The 18,524-nt window shown below is 63.2% G+C and carries 14 protein-coding genes and 1 tRNA gene; 9 read left to right on the top strand and 6 right to left on the bottom strand.

Annotated elements, in window-relative coordinates; all coding sequences use genetic code 11:
* Positions 1–135 precede the first annotated feature (135 nt).
* Positions 136–1,881 (top strand): putative bifunctional diguanylate cyclase/phosphodiesterase, encoded by a 1,746-nt coding sequence (locus tag AB3X39_RS04560; RefSeq protein WP_369416163.1) that lies wholly within the window; start codon positions 136–138, stop codon positions 1,879–1,881.
* Between the two features lie 49 nt (positions 1,882–1,930).
* On the opposite strand, the gene AB3X39_RS04555 is transcribed toward AB3X39_RS04560, so the two are convergent.
* Together AB3X39_RS04555 and AB3X39_RS04550 are read right to left on the bottom strand one after the other, a co-directional pair.
* Positions 1,931–2,200, bottom strand: a complete 270-nt coding sequence (locus AB3X39_RS04555; RefSeq protein ID WP_369416162.1) for a DUF1840 family protein — start codon at positions 2,198–2,200, stop codon at positions 1,931–1,933.
* A 160-nt stretch (positions 2,201–2,360) separates the two neighbouring features.
* Positions 2,361–2,437: transfer RNA gene (locus AB3X39_RS04550), tRNA-Pro, on the bottom strand.
* Positions 2,438–2,552: 115 nt separating this feature from the next.
* Between AB3X39_RS04550 and AB3X39_RS04545 the strand changes: the two genes are divergently transcribed.
* Positions 2,553–4,559, top strand: coding sequence for a peptidase U32 family protein (locus tag AB3X39_RS04545; RefSeq protein ID WP_369416161.1), 2,007 nt, complete (start codon positions 2,553–2,555; stop codon positions 4,557–4,559).
* Between the two features lie 44 nt (positions 4,560–4,603).
* Positions 4,604–6,010 carry a pseudouridine synthase gene (locus AB3X39_RS04540; RefSeq protein ID WP_369416160.1) on the top strand — a complete coding sequence of 469 codons (1,407 nt, stop codon included), beginning with the start codon at positions 4,604–4,606 and terminating at the stop codon, positions 6,008–6,010.
* Here the strand turns inward: AB3X39_RS04540 and pgsA are convergent, their stop codons facing one another.
* Both pgsA and uvrC read right to left on the bottom strand, forming a co-directional pair.
* Positions 6,011–6,577 (bottom strand): CDP-diacylglycerol--glycerol-3-phosphate 3-phosphatidyltransferase, encoded by a 567-nt coding sequence (gene pgsA, locus AB3X39_RS04535; RefSeq protein ID WP_369416159.1) that lies wholly within the window; start codon positions 6,575–6,577, stop codon positions 6,011–6,013.
* A 65-nt stretch (positions 6,578–6,642) separates the two neighbouring features.
* A complete protein-coding gene (uvrC, locus tag AB3X39_RS04530; RefSeq protein WP_369416158.1) occupies positions 6,643–8,571 on the bottom strand; it encodes an excinuclease ABC subunit UvrC in 1,929 nt (642 codons plus the stop codon).
* 33 nt (positions 8,572–8,604) lie between these two features.
* Here uvrC and earP point away from each other — a divergent pair, with 33 nt between their 5' ends.
* From earP to AB3X39_RS04505, 5 genes are read left to right on the top strand one after another with little or no spacing between them, the layout of a single operon-like run.
* Positions 8,605–9,819 (top strand): elongation factor P maturation arginine rhamnosyltransferase EarP, encoded by a 1,215-nt coding sequence (gene earP, locus AB3X39_RS04525; RefSeq protein ID WP_369416157.1) that lies wholly within the window; start codon positions 8,605–8,607, stop codon positions 9,817–9,819.
* 59 nt (positions 9,820–9,878) lie between these two features.
* Complete coding sequence (gene mfd, locus AB3X39_RS04520; RefSeq protein ID WP_369416156.1) at positions 9,879–13,343, top strand: transcription-repair coupling factor; 3,465 nt, start codon at positions 9,879–9,881, stop codon at positions 13,341–13,343.
* A 39-nt stretch (positions 13,344–13,382) separates the two neighbouring features.
* Entirely contained in the window at positions 13,383–14,093 is a 711-nt protein-coding gene (gene serB, locus AB3X39_RS04515; RefSeq protein WP_369416155.1) for a phosphoserine phosphatase SerB, read from the top strand.
* A gap of 20 nt (positions 14,094–14,113) precedes the next feature.
* On the top strand, positions 14,114–14,761 hold the full coding sequence (locus AB3X39_RS04510) for a cyclase family protein (protein WP_369416154.1): 648 nt from the start codon (positions 14,114–14,116) through the stop codon (positions 14,759–14,761).
* A 27-nt stretch (positions 14,762–14,788) separates the two neighbouring features.
* Positions 14,789–15,310 carry an Lcl C-terminal domain-containing protein gene (locus AB3X39_RS04505; protein WP_369416153.1) on the top strand — a complete coding sequence of 174 codons (522 nt, stop codon included), beginning with the start codon at positions 14,789–14,791 and terminating at the stop codon, positions 15,308–15,310.
* Here the strand turns inward: AB3X39_RS04505 and AB3X39_RS04500 are convergent.
* Positions 15,303–16,676: a DNA recombination protein RmuC gene (locus tag AB3X39_RS04500; RefSeq protein ID WP_473964888.1), complete on the bottom strand. Its 1,374-nt coding sequence runs from the start codon at positions 16,674–16,676 to the stop codon at positions 15,303–15,305. The genes AB3X39_RS04505 and AB3X39_RS04500 overlap by 8 nt on opposite strands.
* Before the next feature lie 37 nt (positions 16,677–16,713).
* Here AB3X39_RS04500 and AB3X39_RS04495 point away from each other — a divergent pair, with 37 nt between their 5' ends.
* Positions 16,714–17,604, top strand: a complete 891-nt coding sequence (locus AB3X39_RS04495) for a restriction endonuclease (protein WP_369416152.1) — start codon at positions 16,714–16,716, stop codon at positions 17,602–17,604.
* A 25-nt stretch (positions 17,605–17,629) separates the two neighbouring features.
* Here AB3X39_RS04495 and yghU read toward each other — a convergent pair whose 3' ends face one another.
* On the bottom strand, positions 17,630–18,496 hold the full coding sequence (gene yghU, locus AB3X39_RS04490; RefSeq protein WP_369416151.1) for a glutathione-dependent disulfide-bond oxidoreductase: 867 nt from the start codon (positions 18,494–18,496) through the stop codon (positions 17,630–17,632).
* Positions 18,497–18,524: the final 28 nt, after the last annotated feature.

Raw genomic sequence — 18,524 nt, 5'->3', positions numbered from 1 at the left:
CCTCGCATCCCCCAGATCCACCGTTCGCAATTCCTCTGCTGCCCACGTCATCACCACACTCCTGCTGCCCTCTGTTCAGCTTAGACACTTCGCCACAGAGTTCAATCAACTTGTGGGTAATGGATAGAGGGGACGATGGTGCTGTTTAACTCTTCACGCGACATCACCGAGCGCAAGCGGGCCGAGCAAAAGCTTCAACTGGCTGCCAACGTTTTTGCCCATGCCAACGAAGGCATCATGGTCACCACCCTTGGCGGTGTGATTGTTGAAATCAACGAAACCTTCACCCGCATCACCGGGTACAGCCGCGATGAGGTGGTGGGCAAAACACCCAGCCTGCTGAGCTCTGGGCGGCAAAGCCGGGAGTTTTACGCGTCGATGTGGAGAGCTTTGATCGACAAGGGCCACTGGTCCGGCGAGATCTGGAACCGGCACAAAAGTGGCGAGTTCTACGCCACCATGCAAACCATCAGTGCGGTGCGGGATGCCAAGGGTCAGACGCAGCAATATGTGGCCTTGTTCTCAGACATCACCCCACTGAAAGAGCACGAAAACAAACTGGAATACATCGCTCACTACGACGCACTGACCCGCTTGCCCAACCGCGTGCTGCTCTCAGACCGCTTGCATCAGGCCATGACCCAAGCTGTGCGCCGTAAAAATAGGCTGGCGGTGGCTTTTCTTGACTTGGATGGCTTCAAAACGATCAACGATCAACACGGCCATGCCGTGGGCGATCAAGTGTTGGTGGCTATGGCTGTGCACATGCGACAGGCCCTGCGTGACGGTGACACCTTGGCCCGACTGGGGGGTGACGAGTTCGTGGCCGTGCTGTTGGATCTGGAGAGCTTTGAGGCCAGCGGCCCTCTGCTCGCCCGACTGTTGGACGCTGCTTCGCAACCGCTGAAAGTGGATGATCTGGACATCCGTCTTTCCGCCAGTTTGGGCGTGACCTTTTTCCCACAAAACCAAGATGTGGATGCCGATCAACTGCTGCGCCAAGCTGATCAAGCGATGTACCAAGCCAAACTAGCCGGCAAAAATCGCTATCACGTGTTTGACGCTGAGTTGGACCAGAGTGTGCGCGGTCACCACGAAAGTTTGGAACGTCTCCGTCAGGCCCTGAACGCCAACGAGTTCGTGCTGCACTACCAACCCAAGGTGCATATGCGCACGGGGCAAGTGATCGGCGCAGAGGCCCTGATCCGTTGGGAACACCCCACACGCGGGCTGTTGTTCCCCGCCCAATTTTTGTCGGTGATCGAGGGGCATGCGCTGTCGATCCATCTGGGCGAATGGGTGCTTCACCATGCTTTGACGCAAATCGAACAATGGCGTGCCAGCGGACTGGATCTCAAAGTCAGCGTCAACGTGGGGGCCCGGCAGTTGCAACAAGCCGACTTTGCAGAACGACTGCGTGTGATCTTGGCAGCCCACCCGGAGGTCAGACATGGTCAATTGCAGCTCGAAGTGCTGGAAACCAGCGCCTTGGACGACATCACTTGGACCGCCAATGTGATTGAGTCGTGTCGCAAGCTGGGTGTGACCTTCTCTTTGGACGATTTCGGCACCGGCTACTCATCGCTGACTTATCTCAAACGTTTGCCGGTGGTGGAGCTGAAGATCGATCAAAGCTTTGTGCGCAACATGCTGGAAGATCCAGACGATCTGGCGATCCTCAACGGTGTCATCGGTCTAGCCAACGCATTCAACCGGCAAGTGATCGCTGAAGGGGTGGAGAACGTCGAATCGGGCACCTTGCTTTTGAAGCTCGGCTGCGAATTGGCCCAAGGCTACGGCATCGCCCGCCCCATGCCTGGCCCCGAGATGCCCGCTTGGTGTTTGGCGTGGCGACCTGACCCAGCGTGGACGCAAATCTGACGCCAGCACGCTCGAAAAACACCCGACCACCCGCGACGACGGCTGATCGTTACACGCCCCAAACCACATCTTTGCCAGCCTTGGCACTGTTGCTCAGTAAATGGATGAAGGGCTCTGCACGAGCGCGCAAGCGGGCATGCTCATCGCCCTCTTGCGCCAAGATCGCCGCCTCCAGCGCGGCAATAGCGGCGGGCATCTGCGCCACCGTGACGACACCCTGCGCTGAAGGTTCCCGGCCCATCAGGGCGAGCATGTGTTCGCCGTTGGGCTCCAGCATGATGACGTCAGCATCGGCTTGCGATTTGAACTTGTAAATCATGGTGCGCTCGCTTGAAGAAGTTGAAGGAACCATACCCCTCGCCACTGCGAGCTTCTGTGCGCTACCGAACATAAAGACACCGGCTGATTGAGCTTGATAGAGCGACAAGTACAAAGCAAAATGGTCCAGATCCTTGTGAGATCTGAACCATTGAACTTTTTGGTCGGGACGGCGGGATTCGAACTCGCGACCCCTTGCACCCCATGCAAGTGCGCTACCAGGCTGCGCTACGCCCCGACTGAGCCTCAGATTGTATACGGGTTTTTGATGCCGCCGCAAGGGCTGGGATGCAATTTATTGACATTCGGTACACTGGCCCATGCCGGAGTGGTGCCGGTGCCTCTTTATCCCCATGAACCGATCCCCTGAACTCGAACTGCTTGCGCCTGCCCGCGATGCCAACATCGGTATCGAAGCCATCAACCACGGGGCCGATGCGGTCTATATCGGTGGGCCATCGTTTGGCGCACGAGCTTCGGCGGGCAACGATGTGGCGGAGATTGAGCGGCTGGTGCGCCACGCGCATCGCTTCAATGCCCGCATCTTTGTCACGCTCAATACCATCTTGCGTGACGACGAGTTGGAGCCCGCGCGGCGCATGGTGCAGCAAGTTTATGAAGCGGGTGCGGACGCCCTGATCGTGCAAGACATGGGGCTGCTGGAGATGGATCTGCCGCCGATCCAGTTGCACGCCTCCACCCAGACCGACATCCGCACGCCCGAGAAGGCGCGCTTTCTTGAAGACGTGGGCTTTGCCCAGATCGTGGTGGCGCGCGAGTTGACGCTGCCGCAGATCCAAGCCATCGCCAACAAGCTGGACCGGGCCAAGCTGGAATTCTTTGTCCACGGCGCGCTGTGCGTGGCCTATTCAGGCCAGTGCTTCATCAGCCACGCCCACACCGGCCGCAGCGCCAACCGGGGCGATTGCTCGCAGGCCTGCCGCCTGCCCTACACCGTCACCGACGCGGCCGGGCGCATCGTGGCGCACGACAAGCATGTGCTGTCGATGAAGGACAACAACCAAAGCGCCAATTTGGCAGCGCTGATCGATGCAGGGGTGCGCAGCTTCAAGATCGAAGGGCGTTACAAGGACATGGGCTACGTGAAGAACATCACCGCCCACTACCGCAAGCTGCTCGACGAGGTGCTGGCCACGCGCCCCGCGTTGCAGCCCGCATCGAGCGGCAAGACAACCTTCACCTTCACGCCCGACCCGGATCAGAACTTCAACCGGGGCTCGACCGACTACTTTGTCAATGGCCGCCAAGAAGACATCGGCGCTTTTGATTCGCCCAAACACGCCGGGGTGCCGTTGGGCTGGGTGACCAAGGTTGGCAAAGAGCATTTCGACTTGGAGCTGGACGACGGCGTGCCGCCGCTGCACAACGGCGACGGCTTGACGTACTTCGATTTGCAGCAAGAGCTGGTCGGGGTGCAGCTCAACACCGTGAGTCCGCTCGACAACATCGGTCGGCGCTGGCGCGTCATGCCCAACGAGCTGATGACGAGCTTCAAAGATCTGCGCGTCAACACCGTGCTCAAGCGCAACCGCGACATGGCGTGGGTGCGTGGCCTGGAAAAGAAATCGAGCGAGCGCCGTATTCCGGTCGCTTTGCATCTAACGCGCACCGCCGCCGGCTTGGCTTTAAGCGCCCAAGACAGCGAAGGTCACCGCGTCACGGTGCATGCGACCCATGCGCTTGACCGAGCCCGTGACAGCGCCAAGGCCGAAGCCAGCTTGCGCGACAACCTCAGCAAACTCGGCACCACGATCTTCAACGCGCCGGCTGAGGCCATCACCTTGGGCGGCGATGTGGGTGCCTGTTTCGTGCCCACCAGCGTGATCAACCCCTTGCGCCGCGAAGCCATCGAGGCGCTGGAAGCCGAACGCCTCCGCGCCCTGCCCCGCTTGGCCCCGCTGCCCGCCGTGGAACCCCCTGCGCTCTACCCCGAAGATTCGCTGAGCTATCTGGCCAACGTCTTCAACCACAAGGCCTTTGATTTCTACGCCAAGCACGGCGTCAAAGTGATCGAAGCGGCTTATGAGAGCCACGAGGAGCTGGGCGAGGTCAGCTTGATGATCACCAAGCACTGCGTGCGCTTTTCTTTGAGCCTGTGCCCCAAACAAGCCAAGGGCGTGATGGGCGTGCAAGGCACGATCCGCGCTGAGCCGCTGAGCCTCATCAACGGCAACGAAAAACTCACCCTGCGCTTTGACTGCAAACCCTGCGAGATGCATGTGGTCGGCAAGATGAAGCGCAGCGTCATCAACCAAGCCCACCAAGCCAGCCAAGCGGCTGCCACGGCTGTGGCGCCGATCACGTTCTATCGTCAGCGCCCGGTGTCACCGCGCTCGTGAACGGCTCGTGAACGCCGCTTGTGAACGAATACCCTGCGTAACCTATGACCACCATCAAACTTAAAAATAAACCGGTCGCACGCGACCCGCTGCGCCCCCCCGTGCGGCGCAGCGCCCCCCGCATTGTGCCGACCCTGGCCGAAGCCCAAGCACGCCGCCTTGAAAGCGCCGACATGCGCGCCGCTGAACGTGGTGAACAACGCGGTGATCAGCGCGGAGGCCCACGTGGCGATCAACGAAGTGATCAGCGCGGCCCTCAACGGGGTGATGCCCGTGGCGGCCCACGCGGCGAACAACGCTTCGACCCACGCGATCCGCGTAGCGCCCCGCGCCGCGCCGATGGCAGCCCCGGTCCGCGCTCATCCGGCCCACGTTCGGGGGACCCGCGCAACGCTGATCCCCGCAGCGCGCCCCGGCGTGAACCCTACGAGCCGCGTCATCAAGAGCGCCAAATCCGCCCCGCTGGTGGCCCGGATCGCTACCCGGAACGCCCGGATCGTCCGGACTACCGCCAAGATCGGCCCAGCTATGGCGAACAACGCCGGCCCGATCAGCGTAGCGAACAACCCCGTGAGGCCCGGGATGGACGCCATGAAGAGCGTCGCTCGCCCCCTCGGCCGCGTTTGGAACCGGCCCGTCCGGTGCAGCCAAACCGTCCCGCCCCGCTGCCCCGCCCGACCCCGGTGACGGTGCGCACCAGCAGCGACGGTGAAGGCGATCGGCTCTCGAAGCGCTTGGGTGAAATGGGCATCGCCTCCCGTCGCGAAGCCGACGACTGGATCGCTGCCGGCTGGGTGCGCGTGGACGGCAAGATGGCGGTGCTGGGTCAGCGCGTCAGCCGCACGGCCCACATCGAAGTCGATCCGCACGCCCGCAGCCAGCAAGCGCTGCGCGTCTCAATCGTGATCAACAAGCCCATCGGCTACGTCAGCGGCCAGGCCGAAGACGGCTACGAGCCCGCTTCGGTGCTGATCAAGCCTGAAAACCGCTGGGGTGATGACCCGTCGGGCCTGAAGTTCCACCCCGGCCACCTGCGCAGCTTGGCCCCTGCGGGTCGGCTCGATATCGACTCCACCGGCATGCTGGTGCTGACCCAAGACGGGCGCATCGCCAAGCTGTTGATCGGTGAAGACTCGGTGGTCGAGAAGGAATATCTGGTGCGCGTCGAGTACCAACACGAAGGCCCCGTGCCCGAGAGCGCCATCGCCTTGCTCAACCACGGCTTGGAACTCGACGGCGTGCCCCTGCGCCCGGCCAAGGTCAGCTGGCAGAACGAGGATCAGTTGCGCGTCGTGCTGCGTGAAGGCCGCAAGCGCCAGATCCGTCGCATGTGCGAAGCCGTCGGCCTCAAAGTGGTCGGCCTGCGCCGCGTCCGCATCGGCCGCATCCCCCTGGGCCACCTCCCGGTGGGCCAATGGCGCTACTTGGCGCCTTGGGAACACTTCGCTTGATCAACGCGCCTTGGCGCGAATCTCGGGGATGGCCTTCTGGAGGTAGTAGGCCATCGACCAGATGGTCAAGACGCAGGCGATGTAGATCAACCCCGTGCCCCAAGTGCGGGTGTTGATGGCACCAAACAGCACGCCGTCATACAGCAAAAACGGGATCGCCACCAGTTGCGAGGCGGTCTTGAACTTGCCCAGCATGTGGACGGCCACGCTGCGGGCAGCACCGATTTGGGCCATCCACTCGCGCAGCGCGGAAATCGCAATTTCGCGGCCGATGATGATCAGCGCCACCCAAGCGGTGACACGCCCCATCTCCAGCAGGATCAGCAGCGAAGCGCAGACCAGAAATTTGTCGGCCACCGGGTCGAGAAACGCACCGAAGGACGACGTTTGGTTGAGCTTGCGGGCCAAATAACCGTCGAGCCAGTCCGTCAGTGCCACCGACACAAACAACACCGTGGCCAACGCGTTGCGCAGCGCCATGTCGTACGGCAAGGCGTAAATCCCCACAATCAGCGGGATGGCAACGATCCGTGCCCAAGTGAGCAGCGTAGGCAAAGTCAGAAACATGGCGTGATTGTGCCCATGAAAAAAGCAAGCCCTGTGAAATTCGTTACGTTTAAGTCATAGCGCCCTCAATGCAGGGCTCGGTAAAGGGTTTCGGCAAGCTGCGTAGAGATGCCTTCGACGCTGGCAAGCTCTTCCACACTCGCCCCCGCCACGCCCTTGATACCGCCAAAACGCTGCAACAAAATCGCCCGCCGACGCGGTCCGATGCCGGGAATATCTTCGAGCTTGCTGGAGCCGGTGCGCACCGAGGCGCGTTTGGCGCGCATGCCGGTGATGGCAAAACGGTGCGCCTCGTCGCGGATCTGTGCCACCAGCATCAAAGCGGCTGAGTCCGGCGGCAAGCTGATCTTGGGCCGACCATCGGCAAAGACCAGCTCTTCCAGCCCCACCTTGCGGCCTTCGCCCTTTTCAACGCCAACAATCATGGCCAAGTCGAGCCCGAGTTCCGCAAAGACCTCGCGCGCCACGGCCACTTGGCCGCGTCCGCCGTCGATCAGCACCAGATCGGGCCGCCGCTGAGCGTCGGCGGACGCGGCCAGCTTGGTGTAGCGCCGCGTCAGTACTTGGCGCATGGCAGCGTAGTCATCGCCGCCGGTGATGCCCTCGATGTTGAAGCGCCGGTATTGCGCCGACTGCATCCGATGCCCCTCAAAAACCACGCACGAGGCTTGGGTGGCTTCGCCCGCCGTGTGGCTGATGTCGAAGCACTCGATGCGCAACTGCGCCAGATCAGCGCCTTGAGCCATCTGCACATCCAGCACCTCGGCCAGCGCCCGGGTGCGCGCTTGCTGCGAGCCTTCCTCCGCCAACAAGCGCGCCAAAGACAGGGCACACCCTTGGATCGCCAGATCGAGCCAAACGCGCCGCTGCTCGCGCGGCTGATGCACGGCCACCACTTTGCGCCCCGCTTGCGAGGACAACGCCAACACCAAGGGCGCGCTGAGCGGCAACGAGGTGATCAGCAACGACGGCGGTGCACGGTCGATGTAGTGCTGGGCGATGAACGCTTCAAGCACTTGGGTATCGATGTCAGCTTCACCCACATCGCCCTTCACATCCACCACGCCACTGGGAAAATGCGCCCGGTCGCCCAAATGACGCCCACCGCGCACCATGGCCAGATTCACACACGCCCGGCCGCCTTGGACCTTCACGGCCAAGATGTCAGCGTCGCGGCTGTCGCCGGTCATCTCCATGGCTTGGGGCTGCAACACGCCCGACAAGGCGGCGATCTGATCGCGATACACCGCCGCTTGCTCAAAAGCCCAGCGCTCCGAGGCGGCATGCATTTGCTGCTGCAACTCGTCGAGCAGCCCTTGGGTGTCGCCGTCCAGAAAACGTGTCGCCCGGCCCACGTCCAAGGCGTAATCCTCCGCGCTGATGCGTTTGGCGCACGGGCCGGAGCAGCGATGGATCTGATAGAGCAAACAGGGCCGGGTGCGGTTGCGAAACACCGCTTCGTCGCAGGTGCGCAGCTTGAACAAGCGCTGCAAGAGCTGGATCGACTCCTTCACCGCCCAGACGCTGGGGTAGGGTCCGAAATAGCGATGCTGACGCTCCAAGCCCCCCCGGTAGTAAAGCAACCGGGGGAAATCGTGGCTCTCCAGCTTCAAGTAGGGGTAGCTCTTGTCGTCGCGAAACAAGATGTTGTAGGGCGGCTGGAGGCGCTTGATGAGGTTGTTTTCCAGCAGCAGCGCCTCGGCTTCGGTGCGCACCACGGTGGTTTCGAGCCGAACAATCTTGCTGACCATGTGACCGATGCGTGTACCGAGACGTGCGCCGTCGTGATCGCGCTGGAAGTAACTCGACACCCGTCGGCGCAGATTGATCGCTTTGCCGACATACAGGATGCGATCTTCGGCGTCGAAGTAGCGGTACACCCCTGGCAACACGGGCAACTGCGCCACGGTGTCGAGCAAGGCTTGCCGAACCGCATCGGTGGCAGGAGGATCGGCGGTGGGATCGGCGGCTGGGGCGTCGGGTCGGTCGGTCATGGGCGTGATTTTGCGGCACGGATAATTCACCCCATGCTTGACACCTCGCAAACCCGAACCGCCCACCGAACATCCACCCCAACCGCCAGCGCCCGCCGACCGGGCTGGGATATTTTCTGCAAGGTCATCGACAACCACGGCGACTTGGGCGTGTGCTGGCGCTTGGCGCGTGATTTGGCCGAGCGCGGCCACACGGTGCGCCTGTGGTGCGACGACCCCAGCGCCTTGGCATGGATGGCACCGCGCGGCGCACGCGGCGTCACGGTCCTGCCTTGGCGCGACCCGCTGGCGCACGAGATTCCCGCCGAGGTGGTGATTGAAGCCTTCGGCTGCGATCCACCGGCGCCCTTTATGGCCCGCATGGCCGCCCTGCAAACCATGGGTGAGCGGGCGCCAGCGTGGATCAACCTTGAATACCTCAGCGCTGAAGCCTATGTGGAGCGTTCGCACCGCGTCGCCTCACCGCAGTGGCACGGCCCCGGCGAAGGGCTGACCAAGTGGTTCTTCTACCCCGGCTTCACTCCCTACACCGGCGGCTTGCTGCGCGAGCCGCAGCTGCTTAGCGAGCGCTCGCGCTTTGATCGCATGGCTTTTCGGCGACGTTTGGGCATCGAAGCCAGCACAGCACCCCCAGCCCATGGGGGCCGCGTCGTCGAACGTGTCATCACCTTGTTTTGCTACGACAACCCCGCCTTGCCGCAGCTTTTGGACGCCTTGGCCGCAGATCCCCACGACCCCGCCACCCCGCTGACGCACCTGCTCATCACCCCCGGTTATGCCGCCCGCCAAGTACAAACTTGGCTGCGCGACCACGACCCCGGCCCCGCCCTGAGGCTCAACTTTCTGCCCTACTTCAGCCAGCCGGAATTTGATCAACTGCTGTGGGCCAGCGACATGAACCTGGTGCGCGGCGAGGACTCGCTGGTGCGCGCCTTGTGGGCCGGGCGGCCGATGCTCTGGCAGCTCTATCCCCAAGACGACGACGCCCACCACCCCAAGCTGTTGGCTTTTCTGCGGCAGCATCTTGGCCAAGATGTGGCCCCAAACCCTGGCGTGAACCACGCCACGCAGGCGCTTTTTTGGGCGTGGAACGGTCTGCAAACCTTGAGCCGCCAAGACTGGCAAGCGCATTTGCGCACCCTTGGCGATGAGGGTCAGGCCAGCGCCCAAACGCGGCTCGAAGGGCTGGCCGCCGAGCCCGACTTGGTCAGCAGCTTGCTGGCGTTCACGGCCAGCCTGCGCGGCTAAGGTGCGGACTCCCTAGAATCCCCTTCCACTTTTGTCTTGCCGCCCAGAGCGGCCCTGCCATGCAACTGCCTGCCCTCGCCCTTGGTCAACGCTTCACCCTGCCCCGGCCACCGGGATCGGCCGATGCGCTTTTGTTGGCGCGGCTGGGCCAAGCACGGGTGCGTGCAAAGCGCATGTTGGCGGTGCTGTGCGCGGAGCCGGCCGATGTGAGCCGTTTGGCCGAAGAGCTGCGCTTTTTTGGCCCCGAGCTGAAGATCGCGGTCTTTCCCGATTGGGAAACCCTGCCCTACGACACCTTCTCGCCCCACCAAGACTTGATCTCGGAGCGGCTGGCGACCTTGTGGCGCATTCGCTCGGGCGACGTCGATGTGCTGCTGCTGCCCGCGACCACAGCGCTGACCCGGCTGGCCCCACCGGCTTTTTTGGCGGCCTACACCTTTCACTTCAAACAAGGCCAACACCTCAACGAAGCTGGGCTGAAAGCTCAGCTCACCTTGGCAGGCTACAACCACGTCAGCCAAGTGGTGTCGCCGGGCGAATACGCCGTGCGCGGCGGGCTGATCGACCTGTTCCCGATGGGCTCCGAGGTGCCGTACCGGGTCGATCTGTTCGACGACGAGATCGACTCGATCCGCACCTTTGACACCGACAGCCAACGCAGCCTCGATCTGGTCAAGGAAGTGCGCCTGCTGCCCGGGCGTGAGTTCCCGATGGACGAACCGGCCCGCCAAGCGTTTCGGGCCCGCTGGCGCGAGCGCATGGAAGGCGACCCCTCCAAGGCGCGGGTCTACAAGGACATGAGCAGCGGCGTAGCCAGCGCGGGCATCGAGTACTACCTGCCGCTGTTCTTCGACGACACCGCCGTGATCTTCGATTACTTGAGCGAAGGCGCGACCTTGGCGCTGCACGGCGAAGTCGATAGCGCACTCAGCCACTTTTGGACCGAAACCCGCGAGCGTCACAAGTTCCTCCAGCACGACCCCGAGCGGCCGATCCTGCCGCCCGAGGCGCTCTACCTCAAGACCGAAGACTTCTTCAGCCGCTGCAACACCTTGGCCCAGCTGGCGCTGCGCGGTCAACGCCCGGTCGAATGGGCCACCGGCCTGCCCGACTTGAGCGTGGAGCGTGGCGGCACCGACCCGCTCAAGCGCCTGGAAGAGCATCTGGGGCGCCAGACCCGGCATCGCAGCGAGGCCAGTGAGCAAGCCCGGCGCGTGCTGATCGTGGCCGAGAGCGCGGGGCGGCGCGAGAGCTTGCTGGAGCTGCTGCGCCAACATCGGCTGGAGCCGGTGAGCGTGGCTTCGCTGGCGGCCTTTGAAGCCAGCCACCACCCTTACGCCATCACGGTCGCGCCCTTGAGCGCGGGCTTTGATTGGGTCGAAGCGCAGGTGCAGCTCATCACCGAGACCGAGCTGTTCGACACGGCACCGACCCTGCGCCGCCACCGCAAGCAAGAGCGCGTCAGCGACGTCGAAGCGCTGATCAAGGATCTCTCCGAGCTCAAAATCGGCGACCCGGTGGTGCACGTCAACCACGGCATCGGCCGCTATCGCGGGCTGGTCAACATCGATCTGGGTCAGGGCCCGAGCGAATTCCTCTTCCTTGAATACGCCGATCAGGCCACGCTCTACGTGCCGGTGGCGCAGTTGCAGCTCATCAGCCGCTACACCGGCGTGAGCCCCGAAGAAGCGCCCTTGCACCGCTTGGGCTCAGGCCAGTGGGAAAAGGCCAAGCGCAAGGCGGCTGAGCAGGTGCGCGACGCTGCGGCTGAGTTGCTGAACCTTTACGCCCGCCGCGCCGCGCGCGAGGGCTTTGCCTTCCGCCTCTCGCAGCAGGACTACGACGCCTTTGCCGCCAGCTTCGGCTTTGAGGAAACGCCCGATCAAGCCGCAGCCATTCAGGCGGTGATCCAAGACATGATCAGCCCCAAACCCATGGACCGGCTGGTCTGTGGTGATGTGGGTTTTGGCAAAACCGAAGTGGCGCTGCGCGCCGCCTTTGTGGCGGTGACCGGCGGCAAGCAAGTTGCCATCCTTGCCCCGACCACGCTTTTGGCCGAGCAGCATCACCAAACCTTGGTGGACCGCTTTGCTCAGTGGCCGGTGAAGATCGCCGAGATGAGCCGTTTTCGCTCCCCCAAGGAAGTCAAAGCCGCGATGGTCGGCCTGGCCGACGGCACCATCGACATCGTGGTCGGCACGCACAAGTTGCTCAGCCCGGACACCACCTTCAAGAACTTGGGGCTGCTGATCATCGACGAAGAGCACCGTTTTGGCGTGCGCCACAAGGAGCAGATGAAAGCCCTGCGCGCCGAGGTGGACGTGCTCACGCTCACCGCCACACCGATTCCGCGCACCTTGGGCATGGCCTTGGAAGGCTTGCGCGATCTCTCGGTGATCGCCACCGCTCCGCAGCGCCGCTTGGCGATCAAGACCTTTGTGCGCACCGAAACCAGCGGCACGATCCGCGAGGCCATCTTGCGCGAGTTGAAACGCGGCGGGCAGGTTTACTTCCTGCACAACGAGGTCGAAACCATCGAGAACCGGCGGCAAAAGCTCCAAGAGCTGATCCCGGAGGCGCGCATCGGCGTGGCCCATGGCCAGATGCCCGAGCGTGAGTTGGAGCGGGTGATGCGCGACTTTGTGGCCCAGCGCCACAACCTGCTGCTGTGCTCGACCATCATCGAAACCGGCATCGACGTGCCCTCGGCCAACACCATCGTCATGGCGCGCGCCGACAAGTTCGGCCTGGCGCAGTTGCATCAACTGCGTGGCCGGGTCGGCCGCAGTCACCATCAGGCCTACGCCTATTTGCTGGTGCCCGACGTGGAAGGCCTGACCAAGCAAGCCCATCAACGCCTCGACGCCATCCAGAGCATGGAAGAGCTGGGCTCGGGCTTTTACCTCGCCATGCATGACCTGGAGATCCGGGGCGCGGGCGAAGTGCTGGGCGACCACCAGAGCGGCAACATGATGGAAGTGGGTTTTCAGCTCTACAACGAGATGCTGAGTGAGGCGGTGCGCGCCCTCAAATCGGGCCGCGAACCCGATCTGCTCTCGCCCACCGGCTTTTTTGGCGGCAGCACCGAAGTCAACCTGCACGCCCCGGCCTTGCTGCCCGACAGCTATTGCCCGGACGTGCACATGCGGCTCGGTTTTTACAAACGCTTGTCCAGCGCCGACAGCTCAGCCAAGGTCGATCACCTGCTCGAAGAAATGGTGGACCGCTTCGGCAAGCTCCCGCCCCAAGCCCAAACCCTGCTCGACTTGCACCGCCTGCGCGTGGCAGCACGCCCCTACGGCATCCAAAAGATCGAAGCCGCCCCGACCGTCATCACCCTGTCCTTCCAGCCCAACCCACCGATTGATCCGATGAAAATCATCGAACTGGTGCAAAAAAACCGCCACATCAAACTGGCCGGCAACGACAAACTCCGCATCGAACGCGCTTGGGCCAGCCCCCGCGACCGCATGCAACAAGTGCTCGAAGTCCTCCGAGCGCTGGGGCCGGTGAAGAAGGCTTAGTCCCGGAGCGGCTTCAGCCCACCCTACAATGCCGCCCCCATGCAAACCCAACAAATCTCCCCCGGCCTCATCACCCGAGGCTTCACGCCGCCGCTGTCTTTGAGCGATTTCGGGCTGATCGCTTTCGACATGGACTCGACGCTGATCAACATCGAGTGCATCGACGAAATTGCTGATGCGGTGGGACGCAAGGCGGAAGTGGCTGAGATCACCGAAGCGACCATGCGCGGTGAGATCACTGACTTCAAAGAAAGCCTGCGCCGCCGTGTCGCGCTGCTGGCGGGCGTGCCCGAAGCAGCCTTGGAAGCCGTCTACGCCGAGCGCTTGCAGCTCAACCCCGGTGCCGAAACCCTGATCCGCACCTGCCAAGCGGCGGGATTGAAGACGCTCTTGGTCTCGGGCGGCTTCACCTTCTTCACCGACCGGCTCTGCGAGCGGCTTGGGCTGGATTTCAGTCGCAGCAATCAGCTTGAGGTGGTCAGCGGCGTGCTTACTGGGCGCGTGCTGGAACAAAGCTGGGGCGACATCTGCGACGGCGAAGAAAAGCGCCGCATGGTGCAGCTCACCTGTGGCGAACTGGGCATTGAGCCGCGCCGCGCCATCGCGGTGGGCGACGGCTCCAACGATCTGCCGATGATGGCGGTGGCCGGTCTTTCGGTGGCCTATCACGCCAAGCCCGCTGTGCGTGCCAAGGCGATGGTTTCCATCGAAGCCGGTGGCCTTGACCGGCTGCTGGAGGTTTTGCTCTGATCTGGGACATCAGCCCGCCCGTGCACGCGGGCACGCCGGTCTACCCCGGCGACGCGCCCTATACCCAGCGCTGGACCAGCACCTTCGGCCCCGACAGCCCCGTGCAGGTCAGTGCCCTCGGCTTCAGCGCTCACCTCGGCGCGCATGCCGACGCCCCCTTGCACTGGGACCCGCAAGGCGCCGCCATCGGTGCGCTGGCGCTCGAACGCTTCATCGGCCCCTGCCTGCTGCTCACCACCACGCGCCCACCGGGCAGCTTGTTGGTTTGGGAGGATCTGGTGGCGTTGGTGGATTGGGCCGAGTTGGCGCCCCTGCCTGAACGCATCTTGATCCGCACCTGGGATCCTCATGCCCACGACGCACCGCCCGAAGACACGTGGCGCACCCCGTGGAGTGCCTTGGCCCCCGAATTGCTCGATGCCTTGGCCGCGCGCGGCGTGCGCCTGATCGGCATCGACACCCCCAGCATCGACCCCGCCGACAGCCTCACCCTGCCCGCCCACCAAGCCGCCCGCCGCCACGGCTTGGTCGTGCTCGAAAACCTCCTCCTCACCGATCCACCCCCAGGACCCTACGAACTCATCGCCCTGCCCCTGCGCTTGACCACGGCTGAAGCGAGTCCGGTGAGGGCGGTGTTGCGTCCGACGGCGTCACCTGAGGTGTGTTAAAGGTGTCAGCCAGAAGGGGGTGTCATCATGAAAACGAGACGATCCACAAGACATGAGCGTCACTGGATGCTGGGTGCGGTCGTGGGTTGGCTGGTGGGTGGGATGGTGGGTGCGCTGAGCATGGTGGTTCAGGCGCAAGGCCTGCCCGCGCAGACGCGTTGGACCGTGTCCTCGGATGGTTCAAGCGTGTTTGATCACAGCACTTGGTTGACGTGGGCACGTTGTGCGGTGGGGCAAATCCCTCCCGATTGCAGCGGTCGAGCCCGGGCGTACACCCATGACCAAGCTCTGGCCTATGCCGCCAGCCAAATCGGTTGGCGCTTGCCCAATGTGAATGAGCTCTCCAGCTTGGTGGACCCTCGTGTGATACCGGGCACGGGTGAGGCGACCATCGATAGCAGCCTCTTCCCAAACACCTCCGCCAGTTGGTTCTGGAGCGCTTGGCCCGTCGAGGGCAATCTGGCCTACGCTTGGAGCGTCAATTTTGAACGCGGCTACATCGACTACAACTTGCGCCACGCCGTCGGCTTGGTCCGTTTGGTCAGGTAGCGTTGGCGTTGGCGGCGGCCGGTTCCGTCGGCGGCAACAGCGCTTGGGCCTCGGCCTCGGGCAGAGCTTCGACGCGGCGCAAGGTGCGGGCCATAGAACGGGTGCGTATTTCAGCCGATTCGATGCTGTTGCTGGCCTCTTGGAGCTTTTTGCGCGTCTTTTCCAAGATGTCGCCGAACTTGCTGAATTCGGTCTTGACCGCACCGAGCACGGTCCAGACTTCGGCGCTGCGCTTTTCCAAAGCCAAGGTACGAAAGCCCATCTGCAAGCTGTTGAGCAAGGCCAGCAAGGTGGTGGGGCCGGCCAGCATGATGCGGTGCTGGCGTTGCAGGTCTTCCACCAAACCGGGTCGGCGCAGCAACTCGGCGTAAAGCCCCTCCGTGGGCACAAAGAGCAGGCCGAAATCGGTGGTGTGTGGCGGGGCGATGTACTTGGCGGCGATGGTGCGCGCCTCGTCGCGGATGCGCTGCTCCAAAGCACGGGCAGACAGTTCGGCCCCTTCGCGGTCGGCACGCTCTTGGGCGTCGATCAGGCGCTCGTAGTCTTCACGCGGGAACTTGGCGTCGATCGGCAACCACACGGGGCCATCCTGATCACCGCCGCGCCCCGGTAGACGCAAGGCAAATTCGACCCGGTTCGCACTGCCGGGCACGGTGGCGACGTTGACGGCGTACTGGTCGTGGGTAAAGACCTGCTCCAGCAGCGCGCCCAATTGCACTTCGCCCAACACGCCTCGGGCCTTGACGTTGGTCAGCACCCGGCGCAAATCACCCACCCCTTGGGCCAAACCCTGCATCTCGCCCAAGCCCCGGTGGACTTGTTCCAAGCGTTCGGCCACGTGCTTGAAGCTCTCACCCAGACGCTGCTCCAGCGTGGCGTGGAGCTTTTCATCGACGGTGGCGCGCATCTGCTCCAAGCGGGTTTCGTTGTCGGCCTGCATGGCCCGCAGTCGCACTTCGACGCTTTGCTGCAACTGGCCTAAACGCTGCTCGACGCTGAGCTGCACCGCGCCCAAGCGCTGCTCCATCATCTGGCGCATCTCGCTCAGGCGTCGATCGGTGGCTTCGCCTTGGCCGCGCAGATGCTCGGTCTGCAAGGTGCCAAAACGGGCCAAGGCTTCAGCCAACTCTTGCCGATTGCCACGGGCCGCGAGCTGGATCTCGCTGCGCAGCTCGCGCTCCAAGCGGTCGGCGTCGGTGCGCCATGAACCGACCAGCGCATCGGCCAGCCGGTCCAGCGCAGCCTCGTCGCCCACGCGCGCGCCCAAGGCTTGGATCGCCCTCAGGTTGAGGACACCGACCGCCAAAGCGCCCAAGGCCGCCAACACCGCCAGCAGCAAAACAGCAAGAAGCATCGATTCATTCATGGCCGGCATTGTCAGGCGTGAGGGAAAATCCCACCCAATGCATCAGAAAAAATCCGGGGGGTGGGCCCTGTTGTTGCTCACCACGCCCTTGCGTCTCATCTGGAAACTTTGGATCGGTTTTGGCCGACTGGTAGCTCAAGGCCCATGGTGGCTGGGTGTCGGTCTGGCGGTGCTGAGCTATCTCAGTCTGCAACTGGCCCTGCAAATCGCTTGGAACCCACCCCATCCAAGGGCAGCGCCATGGACCCAACCCGTGGCGCGCATCGCTCAAGGGCTCATCCCCCTGCTCTGCCTCTACGGCGCAAGCCTCTCGGCTTGGCGAGGCCTGCGCCAATGGCATCGCCAACGCTTGCTGCGCAGCGTGACCCGCAGCGCAGCCGCTGATGCGCTCGAAGCCATCACGTGGCAAGAGTTTGAGCAACTGGTCGGCGAAGCCTTTCGTCTCCAAGGCTACGAGGTCACCGAAACCGGTGGCGGTGGGGCGGACGGTGGTGTGGATCTGCTCTTGGTGCGCGACGGCGAAACTTTTTTGGTGCAGTGCAAGCAGTGGAAAGCTTTCAAGGTCGGTGTTCAAGTGGTGCGCGAGCTGTACGGCGTGATGGCCGCCCAAGGTGCCACGGGGGGCTGGGTGGTCACTTCAGGCCGCTTCACCCCAGCGGCTCACGATTTCGCCCAAGGCCGCAACATTGCGCTGATCGACGGCCCGCAGCTCATGGCGATGCTGAAGAAATATGCTCCCAGCAAAGCCCAAGCCCATCACACCGTCACCACATCACCGCCGGCCGTACCCCACCAACCTCACCAACTCCACTGCCCGCTATGCGGCGCACCCATGGTGCAACGTCGGGCTCAACGCGGTGACCATGCGGGCCAGAGCTTTTGGGGGTGCACGCAGTTCCCGCAGTGCAAGGGGCATCGGCCTTGGTGACGCCCCGCTGAACCCAACCCGGTCATCAAGCCACTTTGTCTTGCGTGCAGGTGTTGAAGTCGCTGGCCTGATGCCGCTCATGCAATTGGCTGGCAGGATCCCCCCATGTGCGATTGACCATCCGGCCGCGTTGCACCGCCGGTCGCGCCGCGATCTGTTCGGCCCAGCGCTGCACATGGGTATAGGTCTGCACCTGTAGAAACTCACCCGCGTTGTAGAGCTGGCCTTGCACCAGCACGCCGTACCACGGCCAGATCGCCATGTCAGCGATGGTGTAGTCGTCACCGGCCACATACGGGTTCTCGGCCAAACGCCGGTCGAGCACGTCGAGCTGGCGTTTGGCCTCCATGGCGTAACGGTCGATGGCGTATTCGATCTTGGTCGGCGCATAGGCATAGAAATGCCCAAAGCCACCGCCGATGAACGGCCCACTGCCCATTTGCCAAAAGAGCCACGACAAACACTCCGCCCGTTTGGCCGGCTCAGTGGGCAAAAAGGCCCCGAACTTCTCGGCCAAGTGCATCAAAATCGCGCCGGATTCAAACACCCGGATCGGCTCTGGGCCACTGTGATCCACCAGCACCGGGATTTTCGAGTTGGGATTGGCCGCCACAAAACCGCTGCTGAACTGCTCGCCGTCGTTGATGCGAATCAGCCAAGCGTCGTATTCCGCTCCGGCATGACCGGCCGCCAAAAGCTCTTCCAGCATCACAGTGACTTTGACGCCGTTGGGCGTGGCCAGCGAATAAAGCTGCAAGGGATGTTGTCCGACCGGCAAGGCCTTGTCGTGCGTGGGCCCAGACACCGGGCGGTTGATGCTGGCAAAAGCACCCCCGTTGCCTTGGTTCCAGGTCCAGATCGTCGGGGGTGAGTACGTCGAGAACTCGGTCATGTGGATCTCCATGCGGGACGTGAAAAGG

Origin of the sequence: Leptothrix ochracea, assembly GCF_041083635.1 — a bacterium.
GTDB lineage: Bacteria > Pseudomonadota > Gammaproteobacteria > Burkholderiales > Burkholderiaceae_C > Sphaerotilus > Sphaerotilus ochraceus.
Note: the sequence above shows the minus strand (reverse complement) of the source record. Positions and strands in the feature narration are given on the sequence as shown.